The sequence below is a fragment of the Opitutus sp. sgz309028 genome (genome assembly GCF_059821195.1).
Genome location: NZ_JCAMRR010000006.1, coordinates 155,148 through 170,127 on the forward strand (window position 1 = coordinate 155,148; position 14,980 = coordinate 170,127).

Below are 14,980 nucleotides of genomic sequence, written 5' to 3' on the forward strand. Positions count from 1 at the left end.
AGACGAACGACGCGGGCCGCGGATGCAAGCAATGTGGCGGGCTGACGCGGCGCGTGAAAACGCGGCGCTAGCGATCGTAGCGCTGAACCAGCGCGGTGGCGGCGCGGCGGATGCTCGCGCGCAGCTCGGCGGGGGCGATGACCTCTGCGTTCGCGCCCCAGCTGAGGACCCATTGCTCGACCTCGGACAACGCGCCCAGGCGGAGGCGCAGCTCGAGGCCGCCGTCGGGAAGATTGCTCATTTCCTGGGATTCGTGCCATTCACGCTCCCGGATGCGTTCGGCGACGGCGGCCGAGAAACGGATGACGACGCGGAAATCGCCGGCCCCGCCGAGCACGCCGAGGGCGTTGGCGAAGAATTTCTCCGGCGAAAAATCGGCGGGGCGCGTGAACGGTTTGCCGGTGTTCGCGACCTCCTCGATGCGCGGCAGCGCGAATGTGCGCAGGGCATCGCGCTGACGGTCGTGCCCGACCAGATACCAGAGGTTCTCGCGGTTGGCGAGATGGTAGGGGCGCACGTGACGCAGCGACTTGCGGCTGTCACCAGGTTTTCGATACGCGAAGGCAACCTCCTCCTGGCGCAGGACGGCGGCGCTGAGAGCGTTGAAGACGGCGAGGTCGGTCCGGCCGAGCCCGATGTTCTTGAACGAGACGGTCTGCAGCTCGTCGGCGGGCGAGAAGGAGATGCGGTCGCGCAGGCTGCGGGAAAGTTTTTCGAAGGAGATCTCCAGCTGCCGGTGAAACGGCGTGCCGCGGTATTGCTGCAGGGCACGTTGCGCGACCAGCAGCGCGAGCAGCTCGCCTTCGGTGACGTTGACGGTCGGAAACGCGTTTACCGGCTGCGTGTAACGGTAGGCCTGGATCTGCACGTCGAACTCGATCGGCAGCTCGAGCCGGTCGCGCATGAAGGCGATATCGCGCACGACGGTCTTTCGTGAAACCTCCAGCAGCTTCATCAGCTTCGTGCAGTTCGTGAGTGCGCCGCGGCGGAGCTCGTCGTGAATCTTCAACATGCGTTCGAGCGGGGGCCGCGAGAGCTGGGCGCGAGGGGTCATAACAAAGAAAAAACCAGGTTCCCGTGGCCTGGGTCAAGCAATGTCCCACCCCTGGGCCTAGAGTGGGCGCATGAAATCGCTCCGCCGTCAGAAAAAATGCTACGTTCCCCTCGCGCTCTCGTGGTCGCATTGCGGCGCCCTGTATCGGGTGACTGCGTGGCCGGAGGTTCGCTTCGAATGTCTCTATGGCGACGAATGGATCCCGACGTCGCCCACCGAGGACGCCCTTGCCACGGCGGCGCAGGAATGCGGGGCAGCGGCGTGGAAGCCGTATCTCGAATTCGTGCCGGCGGAGGTCCGCGCGTTTCTGGAGTTGTTCAAGTTCACGCGTATGGAGGCGCTGCAGGTGGCAGCGCGTAGTCCGGAGCTGCTGGCCGCGCTGACGGAGACGCCGGTGTTGACGGCGTTCGTCGCGTCGCACGCCAGCCTGCGCGGCAGCGAGGGCGCATGCTGGGACGAGATCAACGCGGTGCATGAGCGCAGCGGCATTTTCGGTCTGCTCGAGTGGCTGGGCCTGCCGGCGTCGCGGCAGACGCTGTCGGTGTTGCAGAATATCGTCGATCCGGACCTGCCCAAGCGGCTGCTGGAGCCGGTGCGCAGCATGTTGTGGGAGCCGACGACGCTCTTCGCGTTGCAGCGGCTGCCGGCGATCACGGATCGCGAATTGGTGCGGACGCGGCACGCGCTCGCCGCCTGACGCGCGGCGGGTTTTGCCGGCGGCAGGCGAAACCTGCACTCCGCGTCGGCGAAGGAACAGCGCCGGCGGGGGTCGGTCTGCGAGGCGCGCGCAACATCCGAAACCGTCGCGAGGGCGGCGGCGGCGTTGCACCCCGATGCGCCTCTACAAGGAAACCTCCGGACTGTCGCGTTTCATCACGTTTGCGTCGTTTGTGCTGGTCGTGTTCGTGCTGCGCGTTGCCGAGGAGGTGATGATGCCGGTCGCGCTGTCGCTGCTGCTCGCGTTTCTGCTATCGCCACTCGTGGTGAAACTCACGCGTTGGCGGGTGCCGAAGACCCTCGCGGTCATCACCACCGCCGCCTGTGCGTTCCTGACGATCGGGGCGATCGGCTGGCTGGTGACGACGCAGGCGATGCAGCTGCTGCGCGATCTGCCGCAGTATGAGCAGAACGTGACGGCGAAAATCGCAGCGTTGAAAAATCCGGAATCGACCGGGGCCTTGTCGCGGGCGTTGGGCACGGTGGAGCGGTTCTGGGCGAGCCTGGAACAGGATGACGAAGGTCACGCGCCGGCCGCGGCCGATGGGCAGAAACCGGTGCCGGTGCAGGTGAAGGACTCCGACACGCCGATGGAGATGGCGACCGAGGTGGTGCGGAGACTGGTGAAGCCGGTGGGGATCGCGGGCGTCGTGATCGTGCTGGTGATCGCGACGCTGTTCCAGCGCGAGGACCTCCGCAACCGCTTCATCCGCGTGATCAGCGGCGGGCAGCTGAACACCGCGATCGAGGCGATCGACGACGCCTCGCGCCGGGTCTCACGTTACCTGCTCGCACAGCTGATGGTGAACACGATTTTCGGCGTGGCGGTGGGGCTGGGCCTGTTTTTCATCGGCGTGCCGCATGCGCCGTTGTGGGGACTCACGTCGACGCTGCTGCGTTTCATCCCATTTCTCGGGCCGTTGATTGCAGTGACGTTTCCGCTGGCGTTGTCGTGCGCGGTCGATCCCGGCTGGACGATGCTCTTCTGGACCGCGGGGCTCTACATCGTGGCCGAGTTGGTGACGAACAACATCATCGAGGTCCTCGTTTATGGCACGAGCACGGGCATTTCGACGCTCGCGCTGCTCGCGGCCGCGGTATTCTGGTCATGGCTGTGGGGCTTGCCGGGGTTGTTTCTGTCGACGCCGCTCACCGTCTGTCTCTTGGTGCTCGGCCAGTATGTGCCGGGGATGCGTTTCCTCGGCGTCTTGATCGGAAGCGAGCCGCCCCTCGAGCCGACGGCGCAGTTCTACCAGGTGATGCTCTCGATGGATCAGGAGGAAATGTTTTTGCAGGCCGAGGCGCACGTGCAGCAGCGCGGGCTGGCGGGGTTTTACGACGATGTATTCGTGCCGGCGCTGCTGATGTCCGAAGTCGATCGTCACAAAGGCGCGCTCGCCGAGGTGCGGCAACGGTTCATCTTCGAGTCCAGTCAGGAACTGATCGAGGACCTCAGCCAGCGACCGGACGACGATAATGCGCCGGAGAAACCCGAGGCGAGCTCCGGACAGGTGATCGGACTGCCGGCGCGCGACGAGGCCGACGAACTGGTGGCCCTCATGCTCGGGCATCTTTTACGTGAGAACGGATTCCGGGCGCGGGTGCGTCCGGTGCGCGTGGCGCCGGGACACGAGTGGTTGGAGACCGAGGAGGAGCAGCCGGTCGTGTTCATCTCGGCCCTGCCGCCGGCGACCTTGAGCGCCGCGGCGCGCGTGTGCCGTCGCGTGAAGGAGCGCCGCCGCAGCACCACGGTGGTGGTCGGCGTGTGGGCGGCCGGCGGCGAGATGGAGAACCTGCATCGCCGGCTGAAACAAGCCGGCGCCGATGGCATCGTGACGAGGTTGTCGGACGCGTTGGCCCAGATCCGGACGCTGCTCAGCGTGCCGGTCGAGGCCAACGCGCCGCAGAGCGAAACGCCGACCAGCCGCACCCTGGATCGCTCCGAGCGCAAGCTCGCCGGACTTTCGCCGGACGAGGCGACCGACACGGTGATGCGCGAACTCGCGCGCGCGCTGGACGTGCCGGTGTCGCTGGTGACGATTGTCGAAACGAATCCCGAATTCTGGAGCCGTCTGGCAGGGGGCACTGCGCCGGGAGAAAAGATCGGCTTCGAGGGGATCGTCGGACTCGATGCCGCGTGCATCGTGGAGGATCTGGCGAAGGATGAGCGTTACGCGACGCATCCGCTCCTGGTGAAGCGCGGCGTGCATGCGTTTGCCAGCGCGCCGCTGCGCACCCGCACCGGCTCGCGGGTCGGCAACCTCTGCGTGCTCGACACGAAGCCGCGCGAGTTTTCGCCGGCGGATCGCGAGTTGATTGAGGCGCTGGCGGGGCAGTTGATGGAGGTGCTGGACGTGGCGGTGCCTCCGCCCGGTTCGGCGGCCGCGCCGGCTCCCCCATCGGCAGAAAAAGCCTGAGTGCCGCGAATCGGGAAATGTCCTGCGGTAAAAAGCGCATGCGCCTTGCCGGAGGCTTGGCGGAAACTGTGCGCGTCGCCGCCGCACAATGGCCTCGTATGAAAACTCACATCGCTCCCGCGCTTCGATGCGCGATCCTTGCTTCTGCCGTGTCGCTGGGCGGCACGTTGTTGGCTGAAACGAACACCACCTCGACGCGCGCCACCTCCGATCCGACGGCTCCGATGGCGACGGAACGCCGGGCGGACATGCGTGGCGGCGAGCACCTGAGCCGTGCGGATCGGAACTTTTTCGAGAAAGCCTCCAAGTCCGGCATCAAGGAGGTAGCCGTCTCGGAATCCGTGATGAACCGGCTCGGTAATCAGCAGGTGAAGCAGTTTGCGCAGACGATGGTGCAGGATCACTCGCAGGCGAACGCCGAGTTGATGGCGCTCGCCCAGAAGAAAGGCGTGGTGCTGCCGGCGAAGGACGACCTGTCGAAGTTGACGAACAAATGGTCGACGAAGAAGGACGGCAAGGATCTGGCCGAGGACTACATGAAGGAAATGGTCTCGGACCATAAGGACGCGGTGGACCTCTTCGAAAAAGCCTCGAAAAGCGAGGATCCGGACATCGCCGCGTTTGCCAACAAGACTCTGCCCAAGCTGCAGGCGCATCTGCAACACGCCAAGCAGCTTGAACGGGCGCTGGACTGATCGTCGCCATCAGTTCGATCCCGCCGTTTTCGGCGGAATTCACGGGCGAGGCGCAGGCCTCGCCTTTTTCGTTTCCGCGCCGCGCGATCTTTCAAGGTGATCTTCCGGGTTTCCACTGGCGGGATCGAGAAGAGCGGCTATCTTGGCGCAGCCCTGCGGCCGGCCCCGGACGAACCCCTCCGTCCGGGCTCCCTCGCCGCCCTTTCACGTGTCGTTATCCCATGAATACACTGAACGACTTGACCTGCGCGCCGGCGTGCCGCGACCGGATTAAGATCAGCCCATTGTTCGACGTGGTTTTCTATCTGCTCGCCACCTTCGTGATCCTCATGATTTCGCTCCACCGGCTCACGGCGATCGGGGTGCCGGTGTCCCGAGCGGAGGCGTCGGGCATCGACACGACCGTCTACCTGCGGGCCTCGGCCAGCGGCGCGATCTACTGGAAGGAAGGCGGAACGGGCGTTCCCCGGCCCGTTCACGAAGCGGAGCTCGCGGTCCGCCTCGCCGATTACAAGCACCGCGTCTCCCAGCCGAGAGTGCTGGTGCGCGGCGACGACAAGGCCACCTACGGCAGCGCGGTGCACCTGTTTGACGAGGCCCGCCGCGCGGGGGTGCGCGACGTCTCGCTGGAAACGCTCGTGAGTCACACCGGCGGCTGACGCTACGCGGGCGCGAGCGGCTCGATGCCCACGAACTTGTGGCGCTCGTCGAAGCGGAGCCGGAATTTTCCGTGCACGCCGTCCAGGGTGATGAACTTGTGCAGCACCGACGCGGGAAACTGCACGGTCTGGCCGTTGCTGGCGCGGGCCACCACGGCCCGCAGTTCGCCGCGATAGTAGGCGGCGATCTGGTCGCGACTCAGGTTTACGGATACAAGAAGCTCGGACATGGCTGAGGCAGGAAACGCGCTCAGCGTGTCCGGCGCCCGCCGTGGAGGCGAGCGCGATCCGGCCGCCGCGCCGGCGGGCGGCGCACGGCCGGACGTTGGCCGGTTCAGTGAATTTCGCCGCCAGTGCAGGTTCCGGCCGCCGCAGGTTCCCGTTCCGGTTCCTCAGGGCGCGGGCCGGCGACTCCGCCCGCTGCCTCGGCGCGGATGCCGGCGCGGCCGCCCGCGGGCGTATAGCGCCAGCCCGGTTCGGTCCTGGGCGACTGGGAAAGCCTCAGGCTGACCACTGTATCCACAATTGTGATGCCAGCGACCATGGCCATCGCGATCAGGAGCCGGCGGCGGTCGTCCTCGCGGAACTGGCGCAGCAGCCGCGGACGGGAATCATGCTGCCGCAGTGCGACGGCGAGCAGACCGAGGTCCATGGCGTCGCCGGCCACGCGTGCCCACATGAAACCCGTGGGTTTGGGACGTCCGATCAGACCGAGACCGGCGGCGATTTCGCGCACGCCAAGGAAGCGAAGCAGGGGATCGCATTCTTCGTTCACGCCGATGGCGCGGGCGACATGGCGCGGAGCCAGGAGTTCGGCGAGACCGAGTCCGATGCTGAACCAACCGAGGCCACGGGAAAGTTGTGCGGTGTTCATCCCTTACTGTTCACCGCCTGCCGCATTTTTAAAATGGGGCGAAATCCAGCCGCCGTGACCGGAGCATTTTCGACCTTGTCCGAGGCGCTCAGGGGCGAAACTGCGGACCGGGAAAGGGTGGCGAAAAGCGATCGGGTTGGGCGGCGGAAAACGGCGGCGGCACGGCGGAAGTGGGGCGCCGGCGCACCGAGCGCGGCCGTCGTTGCGATTTGGCATCGGTCGGCGGGGTCGCTGGGCCGAGTGCGAACCGGGTGGCGTGAAGAAGCCGCTCCATCCAAAGATTGAGCTGCCGGACGGCAATGTCGCGCCCCCGGGTCGAACCGGCGACTCGCCGGCCGCACGCCGCCAGATCGGTTTGGCAGGAGGCGAGGTGCTGCAACTGAAGCAATGCCTGGTGAAGGCGGTGGAGGCCGAAGCCGTGCTTCGCGAGCAGCTCCGACGGAATTGTGTTCATCGCGGCAAGATAGGAAGCCGCCGTTTCGATCACGAAACCGCGCCTCAGGTGAGCGGAGAGGCCGCGGCCGATCGTCACCTCTCCTGATTCGCATGCCTGTGCGAGCGCATGTTGAAACTGCCGGTAGTGCGACTGAGCACACTGCAACTGGGGTCGCACAGCGGCCTTCGCCGCGGCCAAGCGGGCGAGCGCTCCGTGGCACTCCTCGCAGGCCTGGCGAGCGCGCACCTGGAGCTCGCCACCGATTTCCCAGGCGCCGGGAGTGACGCCCTGTTGGGACAGCAAGTCGCGGAGCGCGTCATGCTGGCGGATGCCAAGCATCAATTCGCCCACGCGATTCACGGTCGCGGCGACCTTGCCGTTGCGAGCGGCGGCGAGTGCGAGTTTGGCGTCAGCGCCCGTGCCTAACCCGCCGACCGGGGTGGGGTGTTCGTTTTTCGAAAGCATGGATCACGCGCATCCATCTCGGCGGGACGGGGCTGACGAGACAGGATTCTCCGAGCAGGCGCGGCTCTCGTTTGTATGACGACACTGGTTTGCGCAAGCTTGCCGATGGAGGCGGCGCGCATTTTGGAAAGATTTTCCGTGCGTCTGGAAGTTGGCCTGAGACGTGCTAAATTAACGCCGTGCTTTGCCCGCCTAGCGGGAAGGCACTTTTGGGGTAACCAAGCAAATAATGGGCGGACCGCTTAGGGGTAGGCGGTCCGCCCTCTTTTTGTGAGTTCGCGTTCGGTCACCAAATCGGATCGAGGTAGGCCGCGCCGGCGGTCTTGCGTCCGGCATATTCAACGAATCCCGGCGCACCGCCGACCGTCTCGCCATTGCAGAGGCAGACCGACGCGCCGAGAAACGCCGAAAACTCGGTGGTTTGCGCGACATGCCGGGCTTTTAGCGACCAGCCGCTGGTGCGCCGTTGGAACGTATAGACGGCTCCCTCGTTACTGGCGCCGCAATACGGCGCACCCACCGCGAGCACATGGCCTTCCAAGGAAACGCTCGTGCCGAACTCGTCGCCCGCGGCCGCGTCGCTCGCGGCGAGCTTGGCGCGTGCGGCCCAGCGAGATCCGTCCCACTGATAGAGATAAACGGCACCGGTCTCGAGATCGGCGCCGCTTTGCGCAGGCGCTCCGATCGCGATCGTGTCCTGATCCACGGTCACGGCGGCGCCGAAACCACTGTAGTCGCCGGGCACGGCGTCCGCAGGCGCGAGCCGGGCCTGCTGCCGCCAGTGCCAGTTGCTATATTTGAAAATATACGCCGTCTCCGAAACGGGCGAGCCGATCACGATCGTGCCATTGCGAATCGCCACGGCGGAGCCGAAAAATGCATGCTCGCTCGCGTCCGACGCGGTGAGCTTGTCCTTTTGCGTCCAGGCGGACCCGCTGCGGGTAAACACATAGGCTGCGCCGGCATTCGGCGCGCGGCCGCTGTCGAGAAATGCGCCGACCACGATGGTGTCGCCATGAATGGCCACGCAGTCGCCGAAAAGCTGGTCCGCAGTGCGGTCGGCGGGAACCAGCTTCGCCTGTTGCACCCAAGTTTCTCCCTGACGCACGTAAACGTAAGCCGCGCCGGAAGCGTCGCCGGTGACTTCGTCGAAGGGTGCCCCGACGACGAGGGTGTCGCGGCTGACTGCGACGGATTCCCCGAACGAACGGTGGCCGGTGGTCGCAGGTCCGAGGAGTCGCGCCTGCTGGCGCCAGCTGGCTCCGTCGCGCGCGAAGACGAACACCGCGCCCGCGAATGGGCCGGCGGCATCGTCATCGGGCGAGCCGAGCGCAAGGGTGTTGCCGTCGAGGCTGACGGAGGCGCCCGTGCGGGCACCGATCGATGCCTCGGGCGGGGCGAGCCTGATTTGGCCGGCGACGAGCGCGGCGGGAAGCGAAACGGCCACACAGGCCGCGAGAAGGCTGCAAGTCCACAGCCTCCGGACGGAGTCGTAGTTCATGGTGTGTGCTGGTTGACCGGCCGCGACGCCGTCGAACGGGGTAAACCGGCGGCGTTGCGGACGGAATGGGTTCGGCAAGTGAGAGCGCTGTATCCAAAGTTGGATACTCTCTCGGCAACGAGCGCAGTAACCGGGCGGCGCTCCCCGGTGTCAACGACCGCGGCACCGGCGGAGCCCGAAGCCGTAAATGGGCCGACTTCGTCTCACGGCCAAGCTCCCTAGGAAGCCTCAAAATGTTCTGAAAAAACGCCGCGAAACGCTTCGCTAGTTGACGGCCGCCGCCACCTTCCGGTTCCAGCGGTCGAAGGTCGCCAAGACCTTGTTCGGCAGGTCCGTATACCAGGCGTAACCGGCGACGCGCTCCGGCGAAATCTCGCTCAAATCGTAGTGCACGGTCCGGTCGCGATCGCCGAAGACCGGCGTCGCGGTCCGCGGCTGGTAAAAGCGGGCCCACAGCAGGGGCGCGCCGGGCGAAGGCACCGCGTGGCCGCGGAGATCGGCCGGTGCGCGGGCGATCCGCAGATCGGAGAGCGCGGTGCGGCGAAACCAAGCCACGGCCCCGCGCACGGCGGCAATCGCGTCCGCGGAAGGCTGCGGCAGCTCCATCAGCAGCAGCACCAGGGTCGCGCTTTCGCGCGCACAGTCGGCGATCGGTTCGAAATTGCGGGCGGCGGCGGGGCGGAGGGTGAGAGGGTCGTGCTGCTGGCACCAGACCGTGCGTTCGCCGTCGCGGCGCAGCTGGGCGGAAAGGATGCAGTCGATGCCGCGGTCGAAACGCCGCGCCGCTTCCTGTCGCAGCGGAGCCGCGGTGAAGGCGAAGGGCCGGGCGCCGGCGGCGACGTCGCGCAGCAGGGCGAGGACGTTGGCCATGGCGTCGTCGTTGAAGGTCACGCCGTCGTGATAGCCGCCGACGAGCGGATAAATCTGCGGGAATCCACCGTTTGGATACTGCGCGGCGAAGACGTAGCTCATGCCGCGGCCGAACGCCTCATGCCAGGTCCTCGCCTGCGCGTGTCGCGGGCTCGCGGTGAGCACCTGCGCGAGGAAACGCAGTTCAGACACCGTGGCGTCGTTGTCGAACATCGGCTGGGCCTTCTCCGTCGCGGACGGCGGGATGGGCCGCGAATAGTCGGTGCCCTTGGTCCAGCCGCCGGCGGCGGTCTGGGCCTCGACTACGCGATCGGCCACCGCGGCCGCGTCGGCGCCGGCATACCAGGCCGGCGATTCCTTGAGCCGGAGGCCCTTGCTATGCGCGCCGCCGAGCGGCGGCGTCGACATCGGCTTGAGCGGGGAGGCGTCGGGCTTCGGGCGGACCGGCAGCTGTCGCAGAAAGGTTTCAGACCGGTCCCAATATTCCTGCCACGCCGGTCGTTCCTCCGACGGCAGGGCGGCGATGCGCTCGGCGGTCAGCGGGGAGAAGGCCTGCTCGGGCCAGCCGTAAGGCGCGGGAGCTGCCTGGATGGAAACGGCGAGGGCGAATGCGAACAGGGCGGCAGAGCGGGGCGGGGTCATGACCGCGACAGTGTGGCGGGCGGATTGAGCCGAAAAAAGCCCACTCTTGCGCCGGTCGACGATGAGACCGTCGGCCGGCGGCATTGCCCGCCCCGACACTGGGCGGCGGTTCAGGTTGTAACCAGATCTATGATACGCGGTTTGGCCAGCCGGTCGAAATCCTCATACTTGAGTTTGATGACCTCGGTGTGGGTGCCGGCGTTGAAGGCAATCTCGCGCTCGCAGGCAAGGCTGGCGGCGACGTGGACCTCCATCCCGTAGAGATTGCCGAAGGGCGGCATCGCGCCGACCTCGCAATCGGGAAACAGGTCGCGGATCTCGGATTCGGTCGCGAGTTTCACCTCCTCCGTTTCGAACATCTCGCGCAGCTCGTGCAACAGCAGGCGCCGGGTTGCAGGCAGGACCAGCAACGCGGGTCGGCCATCGATGCGGACGACGACGGTCTTCGCGAAGTCGCGGCCGGCGACGTGCGCCGAAGCGGCGACCTCCGATGCCGTGTAGGCGGGTGAGTGCTGGATGCTCACGTATTTGACCCCGTTGGCGTCGAGAAACGCCTTGAGTCGATTCGTTGTCATACGCTCCTCCTCTCGTGGTGAACGTTGATGTGGCACGGCCCGGCCGGTGGGGACGGGCGGCTGCCCGCGGCGGTTCCGGTCTGGCGTGAAAACAATCTAGTCCGATGTTGGGCGATGTAAAACCGCCGCGCGTCAGAATGCGGCGGGCAACCGATGCGGAGCATGCGGCAAGAACTGCGCATCAAGGAGGATGCGTTGCGCTAAATTGCGCCGTCCGGTTCTTGCCGGACCACCCATGAACTCGCCTGCGTTCGGATTGCGCGTTGCCAGCGTCTTGTTTGCGTTGGTTTGCCTGGCCCATGTCGGCCGCGTGGTGGGCCGGATCGACGTGCAGATCGGCGCTTTCACGGTGAGCCAGGGAATGAGCCTCGTGGCGGCACTGCTCACGGCGGTTCTGAGCACATGGTTGTGGCAGTTAAGCCGCAACGCGAAGGAGCCGCGGACGCTGTTCCCCGCGGACCGGAAAGGATGACTTGTCATGAAGAAGCCGGCCTCGCGCCTTGACCGGAAGTGGCAGTGGCATCGACGGGCCTTGCAGCAGATTCGCGACGAGCTGTTGCGCGAGCGCGACGAGCATGCCTCCGCCATTCGCTCCGCGCTCGATCGCGGCGGCGAAGACGACGTCGATCGCGCGAACGACAAGTGCGAGCGCGACACCTTGCTGGCGGAAATCCAGCTGGAGGATGCCGAGCTCGCGGAAGTCGAGGCGGCGCTCCGGCGGATTCGCGACGGAACTTACGGCATCTGCGAGTTGACGGGCCAGCCGATCTCGCCGGCCCGGTTGCGCGCGATCCCGTGGACGCGCCTGAGCCGCCGCGGGGCGATGCGCGTCGCGCAGGGGGTGCTGCATTGAAGCCGACGGTCGCGCGCGCTCAACGCAACAGCGCCGAGGCGCACCAGAGCAGCGGCGCCTGTCCGTGCAGATCGCCGATGGCGCGGGGACGATCGAGATAGTATTGGTAGTCGTTTTTCTTGTTCGTGCCGACGCAGACCTCGCGGATGTCGGCGTCGGGCGTGAGATAAGTGATCAGCTTCAGCCAGGCTTTCTTCGCGGCCGGCCCGTAGGTGGCGGCGTCGAGCCAGCCGTGTTTCACGCCGGTGATGAACGCGAAGGCAAACATGCCCGTGCCCGACGTCTCGGCCCAGGATTCGGGCTTGTCGAGCAACTGGCGCCACATGCCGTCGGGGGCCTGCAGTGCGAGCAGCGTGTCCATCATTTTCCGATACGCGGCGAGCAGGGCTTCGCGGTCCGGATGATCCTCGGGCAGCGAGCGGAGGAGCTCCGTCATGCCGGCGGCCATCCAGCCGTTGCCGCGGCCCCAGAAGAACGGCACGTCGGGCGCGTGATGGAAGAGCCCGTTGGGCTGTTGCAGCTCCTCGAGATAAACGCGCATCTCGTGCGCGGTGCGGTCGAGGTAGTGGCGGTCGCCGGTCGCCCGAAACGCCTGCACCTGCACCGCGGTGATCATATACATGTCGTCGATCCAGAAACGCGTCTGGTTCGTCAGCCCATCGGGCCGGGGATTATCCCACTGACCGTCTGCGATCGCCAAGCCGAGCATGCGATGGCGGTAGTCGCGGGTTTGCTGATAAATTTCCAGAGGCACGGCGCCGAAGACGCATGCGTCGACGTGATTGATCGGCGGAATGCGCCAGCTGTTTTCCGGAAGGAACAACGGTTCGAAACGCTCGACGAGCCGCTGCCGCAGCGAACGCTCGTGGGCGAGCTCCGCGAAGGTGAGCGCGCCATACCAGGTGCAGACCTCGGGATAGATGATGAACCGGCGTTCCTGCGTCCAGTTGACATACGGACTGGTGAGGAAGCGGCCCGCGACACGACGGCCGATTTCCTGAGGCGAGGTGCCGGGCTCCCACGGGCCGAAGTCATAGGCCGCCAGGGCGGAGGAGGCGCAGGTGAGAAAAGTCGCGGCGCAAAGGCCGGCGAGGAGGACGAGGCGTTTCATGGGGTGAAAAATGGCAACGGGTTCCGCGCGCGATCGGCGCGACGCGAAACCTAGGTGCCGCCGCGACGCTTTCGATGCGGTCGTGTGCGAACCGTCAAATATCCCGAAAACGCGCTTCTGCGACTCCGACGGCTGCGGGTGTCTCGTCGGAGCCCCAGCCCTGCGCGAGGGCGCGGTCAGCGAACGAGCGAAATCTTCGCCGCAAAATCCTCGGTCGCACGATCGCCCCCGGCGGGAAAAACGGGAGCTACCAGCATCCCGGACGCATCGGCGCTCACGATCAGCTCGGGCAGCCACACTCCGTTGCGGGGATCGAACCACCGCCACCGATAGCGGGCGTCAGGCACGAAGCCCGTGAGCTCTGCGCGCGCGGCCTGCAGTTCGAAATACGCGAGCGCGAAATCCCGGGCCGGCGTGCGCATGAGAAACGTCCAGCCTTCGAGTCCCTCGTCGAGCGGATTGGCGGTGCGTCGGGTCGAGACGTCGTGCGACGCGAGGACGAGCTGCTGGTAACGTGCACCCTCAGAGAGAACGAAGGTTTTCAAATGCTGCATCTGCGCGCCCGAGTCGTAGCGCAGGGCCGTCCAGATGTGCGGCCGCCAGCCCGCGGGCTCGCCCGTGCTGGTGACGTCGTAAGCGGCGGTGCCGTGCACGTGGCCGGCGAGGCCGCCGGACAGGACCGAGCCATACATCATCGCCCGCGCGAAATAATTGTCGCGATCGGAGTTCTCCTCGGGCGTTTCGCCGCCGGGCCGGTTGATGGAATGGTTCCACCCCGTGTAGTAGGGCTCGAGATTCGCGGCGGGATAAGCGGGCTCGAGCCGGAAGATCTCCTCGAGCGAGGGGTAGATCGCGTGATTGCGCGGTTTGTTGCCGACGGTGTGCATCGTGAGCCACGGCGCCTGCTTCCCGTGGCCGAAAACCTTGAACGTGGAGCTGTCGATCAGCGTGGTGTAGGGCTGGCCGAAGGGCAGCGGGCCGTATTTCTGATGATGATACGTCAGGGCTGCGTTGAACTCGTCACCGGTCAGGCTGTAGTCGCGGGGAATCCAGTCGAGGTGGATGCCGCTGAAGATCAGGTTCCACGCGCCGTAACGAGAAATCAAATACTGCACGAAGCGCGCGTAGGAGGGATTGAAATCGAAGTAGGCCTTCCACGCCGGCCCGTGGTCGCGGCGGACGGTTTCGAGAAACGGCACGAAGCCCTCGGCGGCGAGATGCTGGAGCTTGCGGTCGAGCGAGCGGAAATACGCCGGATTGATCCGGTCGAAATCGGCGAGACCCTCGCGATCGGGCAGAATGGCGAACGGGCGGTTTCCGTGTTCGTCCTCCATGTTCTTGGCCGTCGTGGTGGCGCCGTCGGCGGTGGAGATCCGGGCGTTGGGCGCCCACGTGCCGAACTTCTCCCAGGCGTTGCGCAGGTAAACGCCGTCCCGGTTCGCGTAGGTGGCGCCGTGATGATCGGCGGTCCAGTGCGGAAACGCGGCGATGAACGAGATCGAGTTGTAGCCCTGGCGCTTCCGCCAGGCGACGGCTTCCTCGAAGCCGATGCCGGGACCAGGCTGGTAATCGGCGGCGGCGGGCGCGCCTTTGTAGGGCAGACGCCACGTCGACGCCGCGAGCCACGTGTCGCCGACGAGAAAGAACGGCGAGCCGTCGGCGTAGCGCAACGCGTGGCCGTTGTCCGACGCGCGCACGAAGCCGCGACGATTGGGGTTGGCGGCGAGTTCGGCGTCGGTCCACGCGACGGCCGTGAGTTTGCCGCCGCCGTGGTTCAGCCCGGCATCGCCGGGCTGATTCGAGCCGGAGCGCCACGACCATTCGCCGGGAGCGGTGGCGACGAAGCGCACCTTGAACGTGCGGCCGCCGTCCCAGAAACCGTAAACGCGTCGGGTGAAGTTCGGGCCCGAGAGCTCGATCCAGCAGTCGACCTCGGCGTAGGGATTGGCGTAGTCGCGGGCGGATTCGAAAATGATCTCCTGCATCTCCCACACATGCACCTCGCCGGATTGGAGCCGGGCCATGGCGAGCGGCGCGAACGGGAAGAGCAGCAAAAGGCCGAGAAGAAGACGAAGGGATGCAGGCATGGCGGGGTGAAAGCTTCTGTGAAA

Annotated in this window: 15 protein-coding genes; 6 read left to right on the forward strand and 9 right to left on the reverse strand. The window is 66.2% G+C overall.

What is annotated here, in order from left to right:
* Window positions 1-67 precede the first annotated feature (67 nt).
* Window positions 68-1,054: a helix-turn-helix transcriptional regulator gene (locus AC6RV7_RS20010; protein ID WP_500095972.1), complete on the reverse strand. Its 987-nt coding sequence runs from the start codon at window positions 1,052-1,054 to the stop codon at window positions 68-70.
* Window positions 1,055-1,124: 70 nt separating this feature from the next.
* On the opposite strand from AC6RV7_RS20010, the gene AC6RV7_RS20015 reads away from it, so the two are divergent.
* The 4 genes from AC6RV7_RS20015 to AC6RV7_RS20030 all read left to right on the forward strand — a co-directional run bounded on the left by AC6RV7_RS20015 (window position 1,125) and on the right by AC6RV7_RS20030 (window position 5,542).
* Window positions 1,125-1,751, forward strand: a complete 627-nt coding sequence (locus AC6RV7_RS20015) for a hypothetical protein (RefSeq protein WP_500095973.1) — start codon at window positions 1,125-1,127, stop codon at window positions 1,749-1,751.
* Window positions 1,752-1,887: 136 nt separating this feature from the next.
* Entirely contained in the window at window positions 1,888-4,188 is a 2,301-nt protein-coding gene (locus tag AC6RV7_RS20020; RefSeq protein ID WP_500095974.1) for an AI-2E family transporter, read from the forward strand.
* A gap of 68 nt (window positions 4,189-4,256) precedes the next feature.
* On the forward strand, window positions 4,257-4,883 hold the full coding sequence (locus AC6RV7_RS20025) for a DUF4142 domain-containing protein (protein ID WP_500095975.1): 627 nt from the start codon (window positions 4,257-4,259) through the stop codon (window positions 4,881-4,883).
* Between the two features lie 221 nt (window positions 4,884-5,104).
* The gene (locus tag AC6RV7_RS20030) at window positions 5,105-5,542 is read left to right on the forward strand and encodes an ExbD/TolR family protein (protein ID WP_500095976.1); all 438 of its coding nucleotides are present in this window, start codon (window positions 5,105-5,107) and stop codon (window positions 5,540-5,542) included.
* A gap of 2 nt (window positions 5,543-5,544) precedes the next feature.
* On the opposite strand, the gene AC6RV7_RS20035 is transcribed toward AC6RV7_RS20030, so the two are convergent.
* From AC6RV7_RS20035 to AC6RV7_RS20060, 6 genes are all read right to left on the reverse strand, one after another.
* Window positions 5,545-5,772, reverse strand: a complete 228-nt coding sequence (locus AC6RV7_RS20035) for a DUF2835 family protein (protein WP_500095977.1) — start codon at window positions 5,770-5,772, stop codon at window positions 5,545-5,547.
* A gap of 104 nt (window positions 5,773-5,876) precedes the next feature.
* The gene (locus tag AC6RV7_RS20040) at window positions 5,877-6,416 is read right to left on the reverse strand and encodes a hypothetical protein (RefSeq protein WP_500095978.1); all 540 of its coding nucleotides are present in this window, start codon (window positions 6,414-6,416) and stop codon (window positions 5,877-5,879) included.
* 88 nt (window positions 6,417-6,504) lie between these two features.
* A complete protein-coding gene (locus AC6RV7_RS20045) occupies window positions 6,505-7,317 on the reverse strand; it encodes a hypothetical protein (protein ID WP_500095979.1) in 813 nt (270 codons plus the stop codon).
* Between the two features lie 286 nt (window positions 7,318-7,603).
* Window positions 7,604-8,818, reverse strand: a complete 1,215-nt coding sequence (locus AC6RV7_RS20050; RefSeq protein WP_500095980.1) for an FG-GAP repeat protein — start codon at window positions 8,816-8,818, stop codon at window positions 7,604-7,606.
* A 264-nt stretch (window positions 8,819-9,082) separates the two neighbouring features.
* Window positions 9,083-10,330, reverse strand: a complete 1,248-nt coding sequence (gene pelA, locus AC6RV7_RS20055; protein ID WP_500095981.1) for a pectate lyase — start codon at window positions 10,328-10,330, stop codon at window positions 9,083-9,085.
* A gap of 110 nt (window positions 10,331-10,440) precedes the next feature.
* Complete coding sequence (locus AC6RV7_RS20060) at window positions 10,441-10,905, reverse strand: aminoacyl-tRNA deacylase (protein ID WP_500095982.1); 465 nt, start codon at window positions 10,903-10,905, stop codon at window positions 10,441-10,443.
* Window positions 10,906-11,140: 235 nt separating this feature from the next.
* Here AC6RV7_RS20060 and AC6RV7_RS20065 point away from each other — a divergent pair, with 235 nt between their 5' ends.
* The gene (locus tag AC6RV7_RS20065) at window positions 11,141-11,377 is read left to right on the forward strand and encodes a hypothetical protein (RefSeq protein ID WP_500095983.1); all 237 of its coding nucleotides are present in this window, start codon (window positions 11,141-11,143) and stop codon (window positions 11,375-11,377) included.
* 6 nt (window positions 11,378-11,383) lie between these two features.
* Window positions 11,384-11,758 (forward strand): TraR/DksA family transcriptional regulator, encoded by a 375-nt coding sequence (locus AC6RV7_RS20070; protein WP_500095984.1) that lies wholly within the window; start codon window positions 11,384-11,386, stop codon window positions 11,756-11,758.
* Between the two features lie 19 nt (window positions 11,759-11,777).
* Here the strand turns inward: AC6RV7_RS20070 and AC6RV7_RS20075 are convergent, their stop codons facing one another.
* Window positions 11,778-12,869, reverse strand: coding sequence for a glycoside hydrolase family 88/105 protein (locus AC6RV7_RS20075; RefSeq protein WP_500095985.1), 1,092 nt, complete (start codon window positions 12,867-12,869; stop codon window positions 11,778-11,780).
* Window positions 12,870-13,045: 176 nt separating this feature from the next.
* The gene (locus tag AC6RV7_RS20080) at window positions 13,046-14,956 is read right to left on the reverse strand and encodes an apiosidase-like domain-containing protein (RefSeq protein ID WP_500095986.1); all 1,911 of its coding nucleotides are present in this window, start codon (window positions 14,954-14,956) and stop codon (window positions 13,046-13,048) included.
* Window positions 14,957-14,980 lie beyond the last annotated feature (24 nt).

Bases quoted from the DNA above. Each gene is read 5' to 3' on its own strand.
- AC6RV7_RS20010 (WP_500095972.1), bottom strand. From the start codon at position 1,054: ATGACCCCTCGCGCCCAGCTCTCGCGGCCCCCGCTCGAACGCATGTTG.
- AC6RV7_RS20015 (WP_500095973.1), top strand. From the start codon at position 1,125: ATGAAATCGCTCCGCCGTCAGAAAAAATGCTACGTTCCCCTCGCGCTC.
- AC6RV7_RS20020 (WP_500095974.1), top strand. From the start codon at position 1,888: ATGCGCCTCTACAAGGAAACCTCCGGACTGTCGCGTTTCATCACGTTT.
- AC6RV7_RS20030 (WP_500095976.1), top strand. From the start codon at position 5,105: ATGAATACACTGAACGACTTGACCTGCGCGCCGGCGTGCCGCGACCGG.
- AC6RV7_RS20035 (WP_500095977.1), bottom strand. From the start codon at position 5,772: ATGTCCGAGCTTCTTGTATCCGTAAACCTGAGTCGCGACCAGATCGCC.
- AC6RV7_RS20040 (WP_500095978.1), bottom strand. From the start codon at position 6,416: ATGAACACCGCACAACTTTCCCGTGGCCTCGGTTGGTTCAGCATCGGA.
- AC6RV7_RS20045 (WP_500095979.1), bottom strand. From the start codon at position 7,317: ATGCTTTCGAAAAACGAACACCCCACCCCGGTCGGCGGGTTAGGCACG.
- AC6RV7_RS20050 (WP_500095980.1), bottom strand. From the start codon at position 8,818: ATGAACTACGACTCCGTCCGGAGGCTGTGGACTTGCAGCCTTCTCGCG.
- pelA (WP_500095981.1), bottom strand. From the start codon at position 10,330: ATGACCCCGCCCCGCTCTGCCGCCCTGTTCGCATTCGCCCTCGCCGTT.
- AC6RV7_RS20060 (WP_500095982.1), bottom strand. From the start codon at position 10,905: ATGACAACGAATCGACTCAAGGCGTTTCTCGACGCCAACGGGGTCAAA.
- AC6RV7_RS20065 (WP_500095983.1), top strand. From the start codon at position 11,141: ATGAACTCGCCTGCGTTCGGATTGCGCGTTGCCAGCGTCTTGTTTGCG.
- AC6RV7_RS20070 (WP_500095984.1), top strand. From the start codon at position 11,384: ATGAAGAAGCCGGCCTCGCGCCTTGACCGGAAGTGGCAGTGGCATCGA.
- AC6RV7_RS20075 (WP_500095985.1), bottom strand. From the start codon at position 12,869: ATGAAACGCCTCGTCCTCCTCGCCGGCCTTTGCGCCGCGACTTTTCTC.
- AC6RV7_RS20080 (WP_500095986.1), bottom strand. From the start codon at position 14,956: ATGCCTGCATCCCTTCGTCTTCTTCTCGGCCTTTTGCTGCTCTTCCCG.